At 42.5% G+C, this 17,435-nt stretch carries 14 protein-coding genes; 11 read left to right on the plus strand and 3 right to left on the minus strand.

All coding sequences use genetic code 11. The features are described from left to right. Positions 1-28: 28 nt before the first annotated feature. The 5 genes from JMX93_RS12725 (at position 29) to JMX93_RS12745 (ending at position 6,084) form a co-directional block, all read left to right on the plus strand. Entirely contained in the window at positions 29-781 is a 753-nt protein-coding gene (locus tag JMX93_RS12725; protein ID WP_499204937.1) for a helix-turn-helix transcriptional regulator, read from the plus strand. A gap of 492 nt (positions 782-1,273) precedes the next feature. Continuing rightward, positions 1,274-1,819 (plus strand): spore coat protein U domain-containing protein, encoded by a 546-nt coding sequence (locus tag JMX93_RS12730; RefSeq protein ID WP_499204938.1) that lies wholly within the window; start codon positions 1,274-1,276, stop codon positions 1,817-1,819. Positions 1,820-1,824: 5 nt separating this feature from the next. Next, positions 1,825-2,586, plus strand: a complete 762-nt coding sequence (locus tag JMX93_RS12735) for a fimbrial biogenesis chaperone (protein WP_499204939.1) — start codon at positions 1,825-1,827, stop codon at positions 2,584-2,586. Between the two features lie 19 nt (positions 2,587-2,605). Then, positions 2,606-5,041: a fimbria/pilus outer membrane usher protein gene (locus JMX93_RS12740; protein WP_499204940.1), complete on the plus strand. Its 2,436-nt coding sequence runs from the start codon at positions 2,606-2,608 to the stop codon at positions 5,039-5,041. Beyond that, positions 5,041-6,084 carry a Csu type fimbrial protein gene (locus tag JMX93_RS12745; RefSeq protein WP_499204941.1) on the plus strand — a complete coding sequence of 348 codons (1,044 nt, stop codon included), beginning with the start codon at positions 5,041-5,043 and terminating at the stop codon, positions 6,082-6,084. Before JMX93_RS12740 ends, JMX93_RS12745 begins: the two co-directional genes overlap by 1 nt. A gap of 166 nt (positions 6,085-6,250) precedes the next feature. Here the strand turns inward: JMX93_RS12745 and JMX93_RS12750 are convergent, their stop codons facing one another. Next, on the minus strand, positions 6,251-7,159 hold the full coding sequence (locus JMX93_RS12750) for a LysR family transcriptional regulator (RefSeq protein WP_499204942.1): 909 nt from the start codon (positions 7,157-7,159) through the stop codon (positions 6,251-6,253). A 201-nt stretch (positions 7,160-7,360) separates the two neighbouring features. Here JMX93_RS12750 and JMX93_RS12755 point away from each other — a divergent pair, with 201 nt between their 5' ends. Continuing rightward, the gene (locus JMX93_RS12755) at positions 7,361-8,038 is read left to right on the plus strand and encodes a glutathione S-transferase family protein (protein ID WP_499204943.1); all 678 of its coding nucleotides are present in this window, start codon (positions 7,361-7,363) and stop codon (positions 8,036-8,038) included. Positions 8,039-8,115: 77 nt separating this feature from the next. Then, entirely contained in the window at positions 8,116-9,243 is a 1,128-nt protein-coding gene (locus JMX93_RS12760) for a zinc-binding dehydrogenase (protein ID WP_499204944.1), read from the plus strand. Positions 9,244-9,383: 140 nt separating this feature from the next. Here the strand turns inward: JMX93_RS12760 and JMX93_RS12765 are convergent, their stop codons facing one another. Then, entirely contained in the window at positions 9,384-9,953 is a 570-nt protein-coding gene (locus JMX93_RS12765) for a DUF6891 domain-containing protein (RefSeq protein WP_499204945.1), read from the minus strand. 689 nt (positions 9,954-10,642) lie between these two features. Here JMX93_RS12765 and JMX93_RS12770 point away from each other — a divergent pair. After that, positions 10,643-11,929 carry a tyrosine-type recombinase/integrase gene (locus JMX93_RS12770; RefSeq protein ID WP_499204946.1) on the plus strand — a complete coding sequence of 429 codons (1,287 nt, stop codon included), beginning with the start codon at positions 10,643-10,645 and terminating at the stop codon, positions 11,927-11,929. 91 nt (positions 11,930-12,020) lie between these two features. Beyond that, on the plus strand, positions 12,021-13,337 hold the full coding sequence (locus JMX93_RS12775; RefSeq protein WP_499204947.1) for an NAD(P)/FAD-dependent oxidoreductase: 1,317 nt from the start codon (positions 12,021-12,023) through the stop codon (positions 13,335-13,337). Between the two features lie 155 nt (positions 13,338-13,492). Here JMX93_RS12775 and JMX93_RS12780 read toward each other — a convergent pair whose 3' ends face one another. Then, complete coding sequence (locus tag JMX93_RS12780) at positions 13,493-14,395, minus strand: hypothetical protein (protein ID WP_499204948.1); 903 nt, start codon at positions 14,393-14,395, stop codon at positions 13,493-13,495. Positions 14,396-14,593: 198 nt separating this feature from the next. Here JMX93_RS12780 and JMX93_RS12785 point away from each other — a divergent pair, with 198 nt between their 5' ends. Beyond that, positions 14,594-15,601 (plus strand): LysR family transcriptional regulator, encoded by a 1,008-nt coding sequence (locus JMX93_RS12785; RefSeq protein ID WP_499204949.1) that lies wholly within the window; start codon positions 14,594-14,596, stop codon positions 15,599-15,601. A 286-nt stretch (positions 15,602-15,887) separates the two neighbouring features. Continuing rightward, complete coding sequence (locus JMX93_RS12790) at positions 15,888-17,168, plus strand: NRAMP family divalent metal transporter (protein ID WP_193011360.1); 1,281 nt, start codon at positions 15,888-15,890, stop codon at positions 17,166-17,168. The last annotated feature ends 267 nt before the right edge of the window (positions 17,169-17,435 follow it).

Genomic DNA, 17,435 nt, shown 5'->3' on the forward strand with positions numbered 1-17,435 from the left:
TCCTTAGAACAAGATGTGAGGATGAATTATGAATTTAAAGAAAGCAGATTATCGGAACATCATACATTTTATTAATGGCTCTCTCTCCGATCACAAGCAGATTCAACCGTTATTTTCTGAGCTTTTTCAATTCCATCATTCCTTACTTTGGCATGCAGACGAAAAGTGTGATATGCATAGCTTGAAGTTCTATAATTTCAGCGAACAACTGATTCTTGACTATAAAGAGACTCACAACATGAATGATGTGATGCATCCTAAAAAGCATTTGTCCAATTTAGGAGGTAGCAAAGAGTCTGTATACCTAATAGGAGAGATGGCAACGCCAAAACAGCTGTTAAGCTCCTCTTATCATAAGTTTATCGAGCGTCATGAAATTATTGATCAGATGGTTATGTATCTTTCTACCGCAACTGCTATTTATGCAGGAATAGGATTTGTCAGATTTAAAGGAGAAAGGGTTTTTACGAGAAATGATAAAGCAGTTCTACAGACACTATCTACACATATGCAGCACTTAGTTATAAATTCGATGCGCATCAAAGAAATTGCCACTGTTAATGTGCTAGTTAATTCGGACGCGGAACCTAAAACCATACTTTCTAACAGAGAGTTGGAGATTTATCGGTTGATTGTAAAAGGACACTCGAATATAGAAATTGCAAATCAGTTATTTATTACTATTAATACTGTAAAGAAACACTTGAGAAATATGTATGAGAAAAAGCAAGTTAATAATCGTACGGGTTTAATTTATAAATTAAATAATTCGGCGAGATAAGTAGTTACACAGTTTTTAGGAAAGGCTCACTCTGATTGTTCTAATGTTTGATAAAAATCAAATACCAGCTCTAAAACCACAATGAACCGTAGTTTTTTTCATTTCTTGAATTTAAATAATCAAATAAAACCTTTGATTACCACTTGTCGTATTGGTGTCCAAACTGGTTTTATATAAATAGTCCCATTATACCGGTCTATTTTGAGTGGTTTATTAGTCTATTATTGAGTCTAATTAGAAGTTCAGTGAGCATATGTACTCAAAATGTGTTACAATATACATACATATTTTGGTATATAGTTTCAGATTGTATATAGTTTGTTATAGGCTATGTATAAATTATTATCCTTAAGTGGATACACTATGCCAGTGAGTTCTAAGTTGCCAGAAGATGTGATTTTAGCTTTATAGCATGATGAAGTTCAGTGTTCATCTGCGTGTTGGACTTCACATGATCGAAACACTAATAAATCTAACCCTTGGAGCTTTACCATGCAATTTAAAAAATCTTTAATGACCGCTACATTAATTACTATTGGTGGATTCACTGCTATGTCTGCGAATGCTTCTGGCACAAAGACATCTGAGTTTGGAATCACGACGACCATTACTTCAGTTTGCGCTATAGACGCTGCTGCCGCTGCTATTAGTTTTACTGACATTGCTGCCGGTACTGCATTGGCAGATGGGACAATTTCAAATAAAAAATCTGCTGGAGATATTTCAGTAATGTGCTCTACTGACGCACCTTACGTCATTAACCTAACAACGAAGGGCAAACCATTAAGCACTACCGGTGAAGGTCTTATGACCGGGCTTTTAGGCGACACTATTGCATATCAGTTGCACTCTACTTTAGCGGGTGACAAAGTTTGGGGTAATGCAGGAACTCTTGAATTAACTGGTAACGGTGTTGCGGGTATAGGAACTGGCGTAGCCACGCCTATCACACATTCTGTATTTGCCACAATAACGGGCAGCACCGATGTTAAGCAAGATACATATTCGGATACTATTACCGCTTCTGTAATCTACTGATATCTATGTTAAGTCTCTGGTTACGCCGTGTTGCGAGACCCGCTGTTGTCTCTAGCTTATTATTATTGGGTAGTGGAGCGATGGCAAGTGGCCTACAGGTCTCTCCCATCTCCTTAAGCTTACAAGCTAGAGAAAACGCCAGTGGCCTGACCCTTAGTAATACTGCTGACACTATGATAAACGCGCAAGTGCGCGTTTATCAGTGGTCGCAGGGCGAAACAGGCGATCAGCTCACACCCTCACGAGGATTATTGGCCAGTCCGCCAATGATTAAGCTTAACCCCGGCGAGAGCCAACTTATCCGAATTATTCGCGCTAAGGCACCGCCACAAGGCGCTGGAGCGGTGGAAGACAGCTACCGAATTTTGGTTAACGAGCTGCCTGTTAAATCTCTTGAACAGAAGAAGGGATTACAATTTGCGCTCAGCTACTCTTTACCTGTATTTTTGCAGCCTGTTGGTGTTGTTAAGACCAGCCCACAGTTGCAATGGCGCTATAGTTTGCAACCCGATGATGAGCAGATTAAATTGCGCGTTAGTAATAGCGGCAATGGTCATGCCCAATTAGCTAGAGTGGGTATTGTAGATTCTGCTGGTAATAGTATTAATCTAAATCAAGGTTTACTGGGTTATGTTTTACCAGGCGCCACCATGAACTGGACACTGAAAGTACCCCCTTCTACCCTGATAACAGGTGGTAAATTCAAGGTAATGATCAATGGCACTGAGACGATGCAGGACGCCATACTGGACAATAGTATTCGCTAGAGCATTTTTGCTGCAGAGTGTGGCAGTATCTGTCAGCCACGCTATCGAACCCAACGAGTTTGCCCCTTCTGCTAAAAATATTGCCTCTCAAGACATTATGTCTACAATCATTGATGATAGTAGACTTGCCCAGCTCGACCTAGACAGTTACAGCAGTGATAATGAAGCTGGTCTCGATCTATATCTGGACGTCACGCTTAACCAAACCAGCTCTGGTTTGGTGCATTTCGTTTACCGCGAAGACCAACTTTGGGCCAACGCTAATGTGTTGCAACAGCTTGGCTTTATTATACCGTCTGATAACATCGAACCTATACCGTTAAATAGCCTGCCTGACCTCAAGGTTGATTATGATGCACGGCGGCAAACGCTGAGCCTTATCGCACCGCTAAGTTTGCTCAATCTAGATACCACTGTACGTAACACACGCAGTAATCAGCGCCCACAACCCACTACATCGCCAGGCATGTTATTAAACTACAATATTTATGGCAGCCAAACTCAGAACAGTGCTAAAAATCTCAGTGCTTTTACAGAGCTGCGTGCGTTTAGTACTCTTGGTGTACTAAGTTCTACGGCATTGACCACAGCCACTCACTCTGCTGGCAATAGTAATAATGACAAAGATTGGGATGGACGCACTGTGCGTTTGGATACCAATTGGAGTAAATCATTCCCTGATAAGCTGCTTACGGTTCGTGCTGGTGACATCCTCACAGGCGCACTGTCATGGACACGCTCTACGCGCTTAGGTGGTCTACAGCTTGGTACTAATTTTGATTTACAGCCTTATATGACAACCACTCCATTGCCTTCATTTTTTGGTTCTGCCACTTTGCCCTCAGCAGTAGAGCTGTATGTGAATGGCCTGAAGCAATATAGCGGTGACGTACCAACCGGACCATTTGAGCTACAGACGGCACCTAGCTTTAGTGGCGCAGGCAATGCTCAGTTGGTAGTTACCGATGCATTAGGGCAAAGCACTACGCTTGAGTTCTCTTTATATGACGCCCATCGTTTGCTACAGCCTGGGCTTTCCGACTGGTCGGTAGAGCTGGGTGCCGTTCGCGAAAACTATGGTAGTAAGTCCTTTGATTACGGTAATAATATTGCTGCCAGCGGCACTTGGCGTTATGGGGTGAGTAAACGCTTTACTGCAGAAACCCATGCCGAAGTAACCAATGGTCTGAGTAATGCCGGAATCGGCGGTACTTGGTTATTAGGCCGCGCAGGCGGTGTTTTATTTGCCTCGTTAGCGGGCAGTGAGAGTCAAGGGCAAAATGGCGCCCAATACAGCACAAGCTACACATGGAATAACAGTCGCTTTAATATCGGCGCCAGTGCCACAGGCACGAAAGGGACTTACCGTGACGTAGGTAGTCAGTACGGATCTGCCCCCGCTCGCCGCAGTGAGCAGATATCGTCAGGTTATAGTACTCAATCTTTAGGTAGTTTTGGCATGAGCTATAACCAAGTGTCACTTGCTGATCAGGAAACCACACAGTTCGCCAGTGCCTATTGGAGTAAGTCCTTTGGTCGACGTCTAAGCTTGAGCGCTAATCTTAATCAAGACCTCAATGACTCTGCTAATAGCAGTGCTTCTATAGGCGCTTCATTCTCTTTAGATCGTAATGTTTCAATGAATAGCAGTATTCAGCACACAGACGAGCGTGATGTATTTGTGGCTGATATTTCACATTCAGCACCAAATTCAGGCGGCATAAACTGGCGCGGGCAAGCAAGACACATTATAGACAATAGCTTAGATAGTAATTCCAGTAGAAGTGACAGTAACGATGGATTGGCAGAATTAAGTTACCTTGGTCGCTATGGCCGAGTACAAGCGGGTGTCAGCGTCAATGATGACAGTTACGCTACATATGCCAGTGGCACAGGCTCATTAGTAATGATGGGCGGAGGAGTCTTTCCTACTCGTCAAATTAATAGTGGTTTTGCCGTAGTCTCTACTGACGGTATCGCTAATGTGCCCGTACTCCTACAAAACAGTCCAATCGGTACTACCAATAGCCGTGGCTTGTTACTGGTGTCGCCACTGAATGCTTACCAAAGCAATAAAATCGGTATTAATCCTATGGATTTGCCTGCTGACTTGCGGATTGACAAAGTGAATATTGAAGCCACACCAACTGACCGCGCTGGTACCTTGGTAAAATTTGCTATTACACCAGTACGCTCTGCTTCCATTATTCTCATAGACAGTAGTAATCAGCCTCTGCCATTAGGCAGTCAAGTACGACAGCTCACCAACATGGCTGTGCCACCGACTATCATTGGTTTTGATGGTGAGGTATATCTGGATACGCTGGATGAGCATAATGTGCTAGAGATAATTAATCCCTCTGGTGACATCTGTACTGTCAGCTTTGACTATCAAAAGCAGGGTGATGAGATTCCATTACTCGGCCCTCTCAACTGCCAGAAGGTACAAAACTAATGCAACGATTGCAAATAAAGACATTCCAATGGCGTTACAGTTTACTTTTTATGTTGATTGCATTGTGGTTAATGACGGGAACAGTGCAGGCAGCGCCAATCGTCACATGCTCAGCATCCATAAGCAATATCGAATTTGGTTCTATTGACCTCCTCACTAGTAATACTTTCTCAACGACAGGTACAGTAAGTTACTCCTGCAAAAATACAGGAGACGCCCCACAGTCCCTGACACTCTGCTTAAACATTGGTAGTGCAGGAATCAATCCGAGGGCGCTGCCACTGCTACCGAATATATCGCCAGGTGACTCTACAAATCTCCCTTTCCAGCTTTATAAAGATAGCGGATATAGTAATATTTGGGGGTCTATGGCAAACGGATCAACTCCAGTACCAGCTAGCATCAACGTTACAGTGGTCGCTGGTGCTACACAGGCAGATACGCTAACGATTTATGCGGCTATTCCTCCAAACCAGAGCGGAAAGAGCGCTGGATATTATAAACTCAACTTTAATATTAACGATACACTTGTGACGTCTGTTGCAGATATAAATGGTAATTGTGCCTCATCAACAGGATCAGGTCCTGGCGTTACTCCCAATCAACGTATGAATACCTTCTATGTTCAGGCCAAGGCCCCTACCAACTGCTTGATTAATTCCAAAAGTAATATAGATTTTGGTAATACGCCATCCAGTGCTAATAATATTGAGAGCAAAGGTACTAACCCTATTAATTTAACTTGTACAAATGGTACGGTATACAATATTGGCTTGGCGCCTTCCAATGGTAATAAAGATGGGGCGGGTGTTATGAAAGGAAGTGGTGGTAACTCAGATCTGGTTCGTTATCAACTGCGTTCTACCCCTGGTCTTAGTGGAACGCCATGGGGAAACACTGCTACCTCTACAAACTTGGGAAATGGAGTAACGGGTACTGGAACTGGTACCGCTCAAAACAAAAGCGTCTACGCTACTGTTCCTAGCGCTGACTTCAAGCCTGATACCTACTCTGACATAGTTACTATTAGTGTGAATTACTAATGAAGTCTGTTGCTTTATTGGTGATCAAATCCTTATCTGCGTAACATGTCACATGAAGAAGTGTACCGGAAATTGCTCATCTCTATTAATTCTTGAACCTAGCCTTAGGTACGCATATGTTAAATGGAGTCTATAAATGATTTTTGACTTTATTCGTCAGCGCTTATTAATGGCTAATCACTTTTATTCTCTCTACCAAAAAGTCTACGGCCGCTTTTATTTTGGGTACTGAGTAACGCTGTTTTTGATATAACAGATACACCGCCATATCTGCGTGTTGCGTTATCGCTAATCTATGCTCAAACGTCAGCTCTTGCAAAGCGCCTGACTCAAGATATCCTGCCAATGCCCACCGCGTGGACATCAATATACCTTCACCCGCGCAGGCTTTTTTTGCCAGCCACGACCCATTGTTTGAGATGGCGACCGCTGAGCCTGAGACATCCTGCCATTGACCATCGATATGACATAACCAAGGCGTGATTCCTGTTGGTGTCTTAAAATATAGCCCCATGTGCTCTCTTAACTCTGACACATGGTTCGGTGTGCCATGGGTTGCCAGATAGCTCGGTGACGCGACAGGGATAAAGCTATTGTCCATCAGCCGTATGGCAAGCACACGCTCATTTGGCGCATAGCCACCGCGAATGGCAATATCGACATCATCGCGGCCAAGGGTGGATAGCTCATCACTTAAACTGACATCTAGAACAATTTGGGGATACAGCGCACTAAATTCGTCTAATAAAGGCAGCAATATCTTCTCACCAAAACCCACCATCGAGCTGATGCGTAGTCGCCCCATAGGCGTTGTTTGGTAGCTACGTACCGTCTCTTCGCTTTGCTCAAGCTGATTCAATATGTGTTGCACATCGTTGTAGTAGATCTGCCCTACTTCTGTCAGTTTGACGATTCGAGTCGAACGTTTTAACAATGTCGCGCCCAAACTCTTTTCTAAATCAGAAACTCGTCTTGATAATGAGGATGGTGGCACACCAAATACCTTCGCCGCTTTGCTAAAACTGCCTGTCTCGACCACTTTACTAAAATATCGTATCGCCCGTAGCTGATCCAAAACCTATCTCCATTCACTAAATAGTCAATTTTCCAACATATCTGTATCAATTGCTAAGTATTTTGACTTTATTATTGTCTTAAAAGCAATAGTGATTCGCGATTTACCCTATATATCACCTTATTAAAAACAGTAATAATATGTTTAGCTTAAGCATGACAACTAAAAATAATACTCACATCCATAATGGAACAATAACTTATGATTACTTTGCATGGTTTTCCCGCAAGCAACTATTACAACATCATCAAACATGCGCTGTTATACAAAGAAATACCCTTTAAAGAACATCTTATCTTCACTGACAACGACAAGTTACTGACTGTCAGTCCTGTGGGTAAAGTGCCCGCTATCACAACAGATGAAGGCGTGACGCTTTCAGAGTCGAGTGTCATTTGCGACTTTATCGAAGAGACCTACCCTGACACACCGTTATATCCTGAGTCAGCAACTGAGCGTGCGATCGTTCGTCAAATTATGAAAATAGCAGAGCTGTATTTTGAATTGCCAAGCCGCCGCCTCATTCCTTACGTGTTTTCAGGCACCGAAGCTCCTGACGCTGTCAAACAAGAAGTACGTCAAGTGCTCGCCCGCGGGATTCCTGCCTTAAACCAGTTGTGCCAGTTTTCACCTTGGATTGCTGGTAAAGAGCTCACGATGGCTGACATCTATATGTACTATGTAAATGTCGTCGTCAAAGCCTGCGCCTCAACCCAGCTTGACTGGGACGTGCTGGCAGAGATACCCGGTATGAAAGAATGGAACGAGACCATGAGTCAATCTGACATTGCACAAAAAATAGAGGCCGATCGCGTCGCCAATCTGCCTGAATTTATGACACACATAAAAGCTTACATACAAGCAGCCCAGTCTAAATAATGGCTTTTAGAATGAAGTAACACCCATACGATAACAATAGTGAGTGATGCCAAACATCATTCATAGGAGAAAAAATCATGACCGATAAAAATAAACAACTGGTTTCGACCATCAGTGATGACAACAAATTAACCTTGTCTTTAAAAGACATCGAGATACCGAAGCCCGGTGCTGACGAAGTTGTCGTGCGCATGGAAGCTATGCCATTGAACCCGTCTGACTTTGGCGTAATGTTCAGTGCTGCTGACATGTCAACTGCCGTACAGTCAGGCACTGATGACAGCCCAATCATTACTGCTGATGTGCCTGCGAAAGTCATGCCAGCGCTCAAAACTCGGGTGAATAAAGACACGCCTGTCGGTAATGAAGGCGCTGGTACAGTCGTCGCCGCAGGCTCATCAGAAGCCGTGCAAGCACTCATGGGCAAAATGGTTGCTGTGATTGGTGGCGGAACGTATCGTCAGTATCACTGTGTCAATGTGAGAAGCTGTATAGAGATGCAAGACGGCACGACAGCCACCGAGGCGGCGTCATCTTTTGTGAACCCGCTCACCTCACTTGCGATGGTCGAAACCATGCGCGCTGAAGGTCACAAAGCCATCATTCATGCTGCAGCAGCGTCTAGCCTTGGGCAAATGCTCAACCGCATCTGTATGGCCGATGGGATTGATTTAATCAATATCGTGCGTAAAGAAGAGCAAGAAAAGCTATTGCGTGACATGGGCGCAAAATATGTGGTCAACTCAAGCAGTGATACGTTTATTGCTGACTTAACTGCAGCGATTGTCGAAACAGGTGCTACCATTTCATTTGATCCCATCGGCGGCGGTCAATTAACCAGCGATATCCTAAACTGTATGGAAGCTGCTATCACCCGTGATGTAGAAGAGTACAGCGTCTATGGCTCAGACACGTTCAAACAAGCCTATATTTATGGTGCCTTAGACCGTGGCCCAATCACCCTAAACCGTAACTTTGGTTTTGCTTGGGGTGTGAATGGCTTCTTGCTGTTCAATGCTCTCGGCAAGCTGGGTGCTGAAACGGTTAAGTCAATGCGCAAGCGCGTGGCAGAAGAAATCACCACCACATTTGCCAGTCACTATACGCACGAAGTTACGCTAGAAGAAGCGTTGCAATTAGCGTCTATAAAAGCTTATGGCAAACAAGCGACTGGTGAAAAGTACTTGATTACACCGCAGGGCTAATGGTTATTTGAAGAATAATTTAGAAATAAAAAAGCAGATATCGATGATGTCTGTTTTTTTTGTGTGCCAATGATATGCAATATTTTAATATCAAGTGATTTTTCAAAATCAGTAGAAATATACAGGCATAACAACGGTAATCATCTTAACTCTACCGCAGAACGATGTTTCCAATCAAAATTTGGCAGACGAATTCTTTTTTCAACCGTCCCATCCCATTCTAAGACAAACCCTGCTTGCTCTAGCTCTTGTTGGATCTTCGTGGCAACTTTGATTTTATCAGGTACGTCTCCAGCGATATGATCGTAAGCAAGTGTCAATCCCTCACCTATAACAGCACGCTCGACATCTTGTCCATGATAAAAGCAATAACCAAAAAACTGACCATTCGCGTGCTTACTTAATGCAGTATCTGCATCCTCATGACCATCAGACATCGTGTATCCTGCATTATGCAAGCACAGAATACCGTCATTACTAAGAGTTTGAAAGGTTTGGTCTAACTTATCGAAATCAGTAATATCAGGCCAAGATTGTTCAGCCTTGTACTTTTCCTTAAATTCAATATCGACAGAATCTCGAAGCATTCTCTCATCAGCGCCATTTTCTAGTAAATCAGAAATCAAGTCTTGAATGTCTTCATAATCATTAAACCCACTCCAAACCTGAATCTTAATGGCATTTAAAATGTATTTATCGATATCGTTCATATTCTATTCCTTTTAAATTTTTTGTTATACGTTATTGGCTAACTATATCTGATGGATTTTTATGCTTCCTAGTTAGTTAGTGGAAAGATTCATTAATTTTTTAAATTTCAAAACTTTCTCATAATGCAGATTGCGTACTGCCAGTAGTTGATACCATTATATTTAACTTCGATACAAAATGGTTATAACTAAGAATATCTTATAAAATGACCAAACTTAAAACTTGCACAGAACCCTACCATTACCCTATCTAACCAATTCTATGCGCGTACGCGAGCATAATTTTTATAAAAAATACGCTTAATCTCACAATCCATAAGACATATAGACGATATTCACTCTAATTATCTGACCGTATAAAAGGTCATTAGTCGGTTTAACCCACTTATTTAGCCTGAAACAGTTCCAAGTAAGCGCATTGCCCACTTAATATTGCTCCTTATGCTACAATCATCCCCAAGTGAACCTTGGGGATTATTATCACCATAAACCTTACATTTAGAAGCTTTTAGTTATTTACGCTATAATTTAGGTGTCCATTTTAGTGTCCAATCACTTTGTATGTTTTGTATAAGACGCTTTTTTAGAAGCAATAAGACCTACGCAAGGTTCTTTCTCAACTTAAGCAAAAATCAATAACGCTCGTTCTCCTTATTTATCATCATTTATAATAGTTAGGGATATATATCATGGCTGTCGACACTGCATATGACATCAATAAGCTTGAATGCCGAGATAAGGACTACTCAGTAAGTGTGTCCGGTGTGGCAGGTTTGAGTATCCGTGTCTACCCAAACGGTAAAAAAGAGTACTACCTACGGTATTCTCATCCGCATATTGACGGTAAGCGGCCTAGAATGATGCTGGGTAAGGTAGATGATATCAGTCTATCTGAGGTGAAGTACCAAGCAGAGACGATACTTGCTATGGTCGCCAAAGGATCTGACCCCAAAGCGATTCAGCAAAAAGAGCAAGTAAATAAGTATGCGCACCTAAAAAACGCCACGTTTTCCGAGATTGCACAAGCGTGGCGAGACCATAAAACGTCAGGCCGTCATCACAGCAAATCTAAAAAGGCTGCGTTTAGCGAGTCGACTCTTAAATTTTGGGATTTGTGTTTGGGCTACATGTGCCATGATATTGGCAACTTAAGAATAAACGATATCACCAGCGAGATGATATTAAGTGTGTGCGAGGCGATTCAAAACAATAAAAACCAAGCCGCCTTTGTTGGTGCCAGTACGCGGCTGTATACCGAAAAAGTATTTTCATTTGCTGTCGCACGTGGATTGTGTGATAGAAATGTGGCAATTGATACACGCGGCGAGCTGGCACCTGCCAATTCAGGCAATCACTTGCCAGCCATCACCAAACCGGATCAATTTGCAACGCTTTTGAGGGATATGTCTGACTTCAAAGGCGCAAGCAAAATGACTCTAGAGGCGATGAATTTACTGCCGTATGTGTTCGTGCGTAGTATTGATTTACGCTCGATGCGCTGGCAGGACATCGACTGGGACAATAAACTATGGGCGTTCTCCCCTACCAAAGGCGAAGGGCGTGACGATATGGTCTCGCATTTGGTTGTGCCCTTAGCTACGCAAGTGATTGCGCGCTTACGACACATTCAGTCCATCACTGGTCATAACGAATACGTCTTTGCATCGACGCGCGCCTCAAGCAATTCTTATATCAGTAAAGCAGCACTGGTGCAGGTGTTTCATCGGCTCGGCTACAAAGATGTGCAATGTGCGCATGGCTTTCGAGCTTCCGCTAAAACTTTACTTATGGAGCAGCCTGAGCTGCGTTATTCAGACATCGTCACAGAGCTACAGCTGGGTCATAGAATCAAAGACACGCATGGTGGCGCTTACAATAGACTTGATGAGATAGATATCAGGATAAAAATGATGCAAGACTGGGCAGATTATATAGATACGCTTCGGAGTCGTTTTAAGGCTAAGCAAGTACTATAATCAGTGCGTTATTGAATCAATGCTTTGTGATAAATTATTCTTTAACTACAACAAACAATAAAACAAACTGTTGATGATACGGAGTTCTTAGATGCAACAGATCAAAAGATTGCCCACCAAAGACGGTCAGCTTGGCTGGTTCGAGTCTGTTTCTTTCCAACGACCAATGCCAGTACAGCAAGCTAAAAAAAATGAGAATTTTGACATTATTATCGTCGGTGCTGGCTTCACAGGCCTAGCCACCGCTGGTCGTTTGGCTGAACTGCGGCCAGAAGCTAGCATCGCCCTTATTGATGCTATGGAGGTTGGCCAAGGTGCCTCTGGTCGCAATGCTGGGTTTATTATTGACCTACCTCACAACTTAGATCCAACAGAACCCGACGTGGAAGCAAATACCAAGGTTCGAGATTTAAACGGTTTTGCTATCCAGCGTTTAAAGCGTATCCAGGAGCAGCAAGGGTTTGACGTTTGTTGGCATGAGGCTGGTAAATACTTAGCAGCTCACGAAGAAAAACATTTATCTGGTTTAACCGATTTTGTGAACACATTAGAGGCCATAGGAGAACCGTACGAAATCCTGAATGATGATGCTCTAGCAGAGAGATTGGGTACTCATTACTATAAGCGAGCTGTCTACACACCGGGCAATATACTGGTCAATCCAGCGGCCTTGGCTATCTCTGTGGCCAGTGCATTGCCAAGCAATGTCACATTGCTAGAAAATACCGCAGTACATGAAATAGACTTAGCGAATAAGGTCATCCAGACAGAAAAAGCGCGCCTCAGCGCCGATATTATAGTATTGGCCACCAATGCATTTACTGAAAAATTTGGTGTATCCCCTAACAGAGTAACACCGATATTCACCTATGCCAGTTTGACTCGCCCGCTAAATGATAGTGAAATGAAGGCTTTTCAAGGTATTTCACCTTGGGGACTTACCTCTGCTCACCCTGCTGGCACCACGGTCAGATTGACATCGGATAAGCGGATTTTTATACGCAATACATTGAACTATCAGCCAGCTCTCTCCAGCACCGAAGCGTCACTTGATAAGGCAAAAATGAAGCATCGCCAGTCTTATTTGGCACGTTTTCCACAAGTGCCAGATGTTCCATTTGAGTACACGTGGGGTGGTATGATTTGTGTCACCATGAACCATGAACCTGTTTTTAAAGAACATGTGCCTAACGTGTATGTGATTGCTGCTATGAATGGCGTTGGCGTGGCAAAAGGCACTTATCTAGGTAACTATATGGCAGAGTATATCTGCGGTAAGCAGAGTCCAGAGTTGGATTTTATTCTTGAGCATTCAGCGCCGAGCTGGATACCGCCCGACCCACTCCGTAGCGTTGGTGCACATATTCGGCTCTCTTATGAAGAGCATATGGCTAGAGGTGAGGTTTAGTGTTCAAAAACCTAAAAATATAAAATATACGGTGGTATTCGTTAAGATATGTGCAGAAATATACTATGCATGGTTTATCGTTTATTGATTTGCCAATATCCATATTATGTAGACCATCGATCTTGATGGTCTACAATTGAAGGTATTTTTAGTAATTAGTCATCTGTTTCACGATATAAGGTACTCTGTGATTCTTCTCTAAAATCTTCGTACGTAATGGCTGCATCAGCTGCTGGCTTAGTCGTTGGCACTTCAGTAGCTTCTACTCTATTAATAACAGTATCTGAATTTCCATTGGCTGATTCATCTGGTTGCGATATCACTGTCGATTTGTCTACTACACCTGTATTAGCAGAAGACTGATTATCATCCGTAACCACCGTTTTTCCAGTGCTGACAGCTGGTGCTGTATCTGTTGTTGTTTTCGTCTCCACCCTATCGTTAACACTTGTCTCTGTACTAACCGTTTTCGTTGAGGTCGAAAGCACACCAGTAAAAATTAGTGTTGCTACAATAACGGCAATGAACAGTGAGCCAAAAATCATACCGATAATAAGAGGTTTTTTGCTACCTGCTTGTTTATTGGGTGACTTAACTGTTTTTGACGTTCCTTCCTTGACGGCTTCTTTTTTTACTAATTTTTCTGAGTTCTTAGCGGCTAAGTCATTATTAGAAGTGTTTTTTTCATTTGTATTTGAATGATTGTCTAGGGATTTATTAATACTGGTTATCGCAGTACGATCTGTAATCAACACCTCATTTTCATCTGAAAAATCTAAACTAATGCTCCCGATTGAACCATCAGATACTTGTAGGTTGGCAAAACCCTCTAACTCTACTGCGCTTAAAGGCTCATATGCAGAAAGTTTATTGGCATCTCCTAACTTTTTTAGGTCATCAGTATCAGTGTTGGCGTTATCATCATCTTCAGTATTCTGAACACGACTGATAAAACGTTCATAGATATTGTTATTGGTACGAGTACGCGATTTTTTATTGGCAATTTCAGCCAATTTCTCTTCAAAATCTGTACCAATATCGGTTTTTTTGTTGCTCATAAAACAATACCAAACCAGTTTATGCTACTGGTATTAAATGACTGCTAGAATGAAATTATGATATTTCTTGCTAAAGTGTAACAATATCGTTAGTAAACAATATAGTTGCTCACTTCATTATCTTCAAGCACAATTTATTTGATAGCGACGATATTTGTAAAATATAGAGACAGTATAATAAATAATAGGTTTAAGCACATGGACTTAAAACAGCTTAATGCGTTTATTGCTATCGCAGATTCACGTAGCTTTAGTGCCGCAGCGACTAAAACTGGATTGTCACAGCCAAGCTTGAGTCGTCTACTTAAACAGCTTGAGACGGATATGGGTGTGGAGTTGGTCGATCGCTACCATAGACCGCTACATCTCACCGAAGCTGGCACATTCTTTTACGACAAAATCAGTGCCATATTGACAGAGATTGATACCGTCACCAGCATGACCCAGCGGCTATCTACGCCAAGCAGCATGCTAAACATTGGCTTTGTCCCGTCCGTGCTTTATGGGTTGCTTCCTGAAATTATTGCCATGCTAAAGCAATTCAATCCTGATATCGAAGTAAATCTCAAAGATATCAGCTCATATCAGCAAATAGAGGCACTAAAATCTGGTGAGATAGATATCGGTTTTGGGCGTTTTCCCCATCAAGACCCATGGATTCAGCAAATACTGCTGCGTCATGAGCGTTATGTCGTCGCCTTGCCAAAAGCACATCCCTTAGCCCATATACAAGAGCAGCGATTGATAGACTTAGCAAATAATCGCTTAATTCTCTACCATCAAACGCATTTGCCAATAGCGACGACCGTAAGTTCAACCAGCGTAAAGCCAAATAATAATACAAAATCCAGAAGCGCTGAGCCATCCGCACTCAGTGCGCCTATTACTGAGCCGTTGCTACACTTATTCGCACAATACGGTATTTCGCCTTTTATGACTACGACGGTGAGTGACTTGCAAGTAGCGCTAGGCTTAGTGGCGGCTGGTGAAGGCATTACGCTGGTGCCTGCCAGCTTAAAGACTGTGCGTACTGACCAAATCAATTATCAACGTCTGGTACACGAAAACGTCACCTCCCCTATTTATCTACATACTCTTAAAGATTTCGTTCACCCCAGCATTTCTGATTTACTGAGCGCTATCTATCAAGTATATGAACAGCGCGGAATCACTTATCGACAGCAAAAATTTGTGTCACAGCCTTAAATTGTCAGATATTGGATGGATATTGTGTTATAAAGAACCGCCAAAAAATAATTAGCCTTAATACTTGATATTAACGGATGATTATGCTAACTAACAAGAATAGTGATGCAAACAAATAGTAATAATAACTAGAATAATCATTCTCCTGAGTAGCTTTGGTGTGCTAAAGTCGATTCAAGATGAATCGTTTTATATTTCAGTAGGTTATAAAACCATTCTCTAACGATCATTGGCAAGCTGACACAGGTAAGTGATAATTTGCCGTTTTAACCATTTCGAGGTATTCATGACCACACAACCACTCAATAATCCAAGTATCACTGACGATACCCCGCAGCAAGAGGGCTTTAGCTGGCGCATCTTTGGCCCAGGAATTTTGATGGCAACCGCTGCTATCGGTGGCTCACATTTGATTTCATCGACACAGGCTGGTGCTATCTACGGCTGGCAACTGGCCATCATGATTATTTTGGCCAATGTTTTTAAGTATCCATTTTTTCGCTTTGCCACCGACTACGTTTACGATACTGGTGAGAGCTTGATTGCAGGCTACGCCAAACGCTCAAAGGTGTATCTTTGGGTATATTTTATTCTCTCCATTCTATCAGCCGTCATTAGTACTGGTGCAGTCTCGCTGATCGCTGCGGTGATATTAGGCTTTATGTTGCCCGCCTCACTTGGGCTATCGACGATGGCGTTGTCTCTAATTATCGTCGCAGTATCTTGGTTCTTTTTGATAGCAGGGCACTATAAGCTGCTCGATGGCGTGACTAAGTGGATTATGATTGCACTGACTACTGCAACTGTCGCGGCTGTGGTTATTGCCGCTGGCAAGCCAACGGTTATGGCAGCGGATTTTATTGCCGTATCACCTTGGAATTTAGCGACATTGGGTTTCATCGTCGCATTGATGGGCTGGATGCCAGCACCGCTTGAGTTTGCCGCGATTACTTCTATGTGGACGTCTGCCAAAGTCAAAGCCGATCACACTACGCACAAGCAAGGCTTGTTGGATTTTAACGTCGGTTACGCCGTCTCAGCGATTTTGGCCTTATTTTTCTTATCGCTTGGTGTGTTTGTCCAGTATGGTTCAGGTCAAGAGATTGAGCTGGTCGGTGGTGCTTATATCAATCAACTAATCAATATGTATACGGCAACCATCGGTGAATGGTCACGTCTATTGGTCGCTTTTGTTGCCTTCATGTGTATGTTTGGGACGACGATTACCTGTGCAGACGGTTATGGCCGTGCCAATGCTGAGTGTTGGCGCTTGCTAAAAGGTGAGAGCGAAATCAACAAAAAGCAGATCGCTTTTTGGACGACCTATGCTATCGGTGGCGGGCTAGTGATTATCACGTTCTTCACTGGACAACTAGGCGCTATGCTCAAGTTTGCCATGATATCAGCGTTTGTCTCAGCACCTATCTTTGGCTGGTTAAACTACTCATTGGTCACAAAGCATAAAAAACTGTCAGTGGGTATGAATGCGCTCTCTATCGCAGGCTTAATATTCTTGGCGGGTTTTGCATTATTATTTTTGGCAAACCTTGCTGGGCTACTTGGCTAAACGTTAATTTAAAAAATATCTTCCTACCATAAAAGCCCTTTTAGCTTAGCTACTAGGGCTTTTTTATACGCTTAAATCGCTAATCGACATAAATAGGCGCAACAGCTATTGTAAATAAATGTAAATAACGCGCTGTACATGTCGTTGCAAATTGAGCAATATGAATAATAGTTTGAGTAAACCACTACTTTTCAGATAATGCTATTCATATAATAAATAATGTTAATTTTTATAAATATTATGTTTAAATTTATTAATTAATATCAC

The organism is Psychrobacter muriicola 2pS (assembly GCF_904846535.1).
GTDB lineage: Bacteria > Pseudomonadota > Gammaproteobacteria > Pseudomonadales > Moraxellaceae > Psychrobacter > Psychrobacter aquimaris.

Bases quoted from the DNA above. Each gene is read 5' to 3' on its own strand.
- JMX93_RS12725 (WP_499204937.1), top strand. From the start codon at position 29: ATGAATTTAAAGAAAGCAGATTATCGGAACATCATACATTTTATTAAT.
- JMX93_RS12730 (WP_499204938.1), top strand. From the start codon at position 1,274: ATGCAATTTAAAAAATCTTTAATGACCGCTACATTAATTACTATTGGT.
- JMX93_RS12735 (WP_499204939.1), top strand. From the start codon at position 1,825: ATGTTAAGTCTCTGGTTACGCCGTGTTGCGAGACCCGCTGTTGTCTCT.
- JMX93_RS12745 (WP_499204941.1), top strand. From the start codon at position 5,041: ATGCAACGATTGCAAATAAAGACATTCCAATGGCGTTACAGTTTACTT.
- JMX93_RS12755 (WP_499204943.1), top strand. From the start codon at position 7,361: ATGATTACTTTGCATGGTTTTCCCGCAAGCAACTATTACAACATCATC.
- JMX93_RS12760 (WP_499204944.1), top strand. From the start codon at position 8,116: ATGACCGATAAAAATAAACAACTGGTTTCGACCATCAGTGATGACAAC.
- JMX93_RS12765 (WP_499204945.1), bottom strand. From the start codon at position 9,953: ATGAACGATATCGATAAATACATTTTAAATGCCATTAAGATTCAGGTT.
- JMX93_RS12770 (WP_499204946.1), top strand. From the start codon at position 10,643: ATGGCTGTCGACACTGCATATGACATCAATAAGCTTGAATGCCGAGAT.
- JMX93_RS12775 (WP_499204947.1), top strand. From the start codon at position 12,021: ATGCAACAGATCAAAAGATTGCCCACCAAAGACGGTCAGCTTGGCTGG.
- JMX93_RS12780 (WP_499204948.1), bottom strand. From the start codon at position 14,395: ATGAGCAACAAAAAAACCGATATTGGTACAGATTTTGAAGAGAAATTG.
- JMX93_RS12785 (WP_499204949.1), top strand. From the start codon at position 14,594: ATGGACTTAAAACAGCTTAATGCGTTTATTGCTATCGCAGATTCACGT.
- JMX93_RS12790 (WP_193011360.1), top strand. From the start codon at position 15,888: ATGACCACACAACCACTCAATAATCCAAGTATCACTGACGATACCCCG.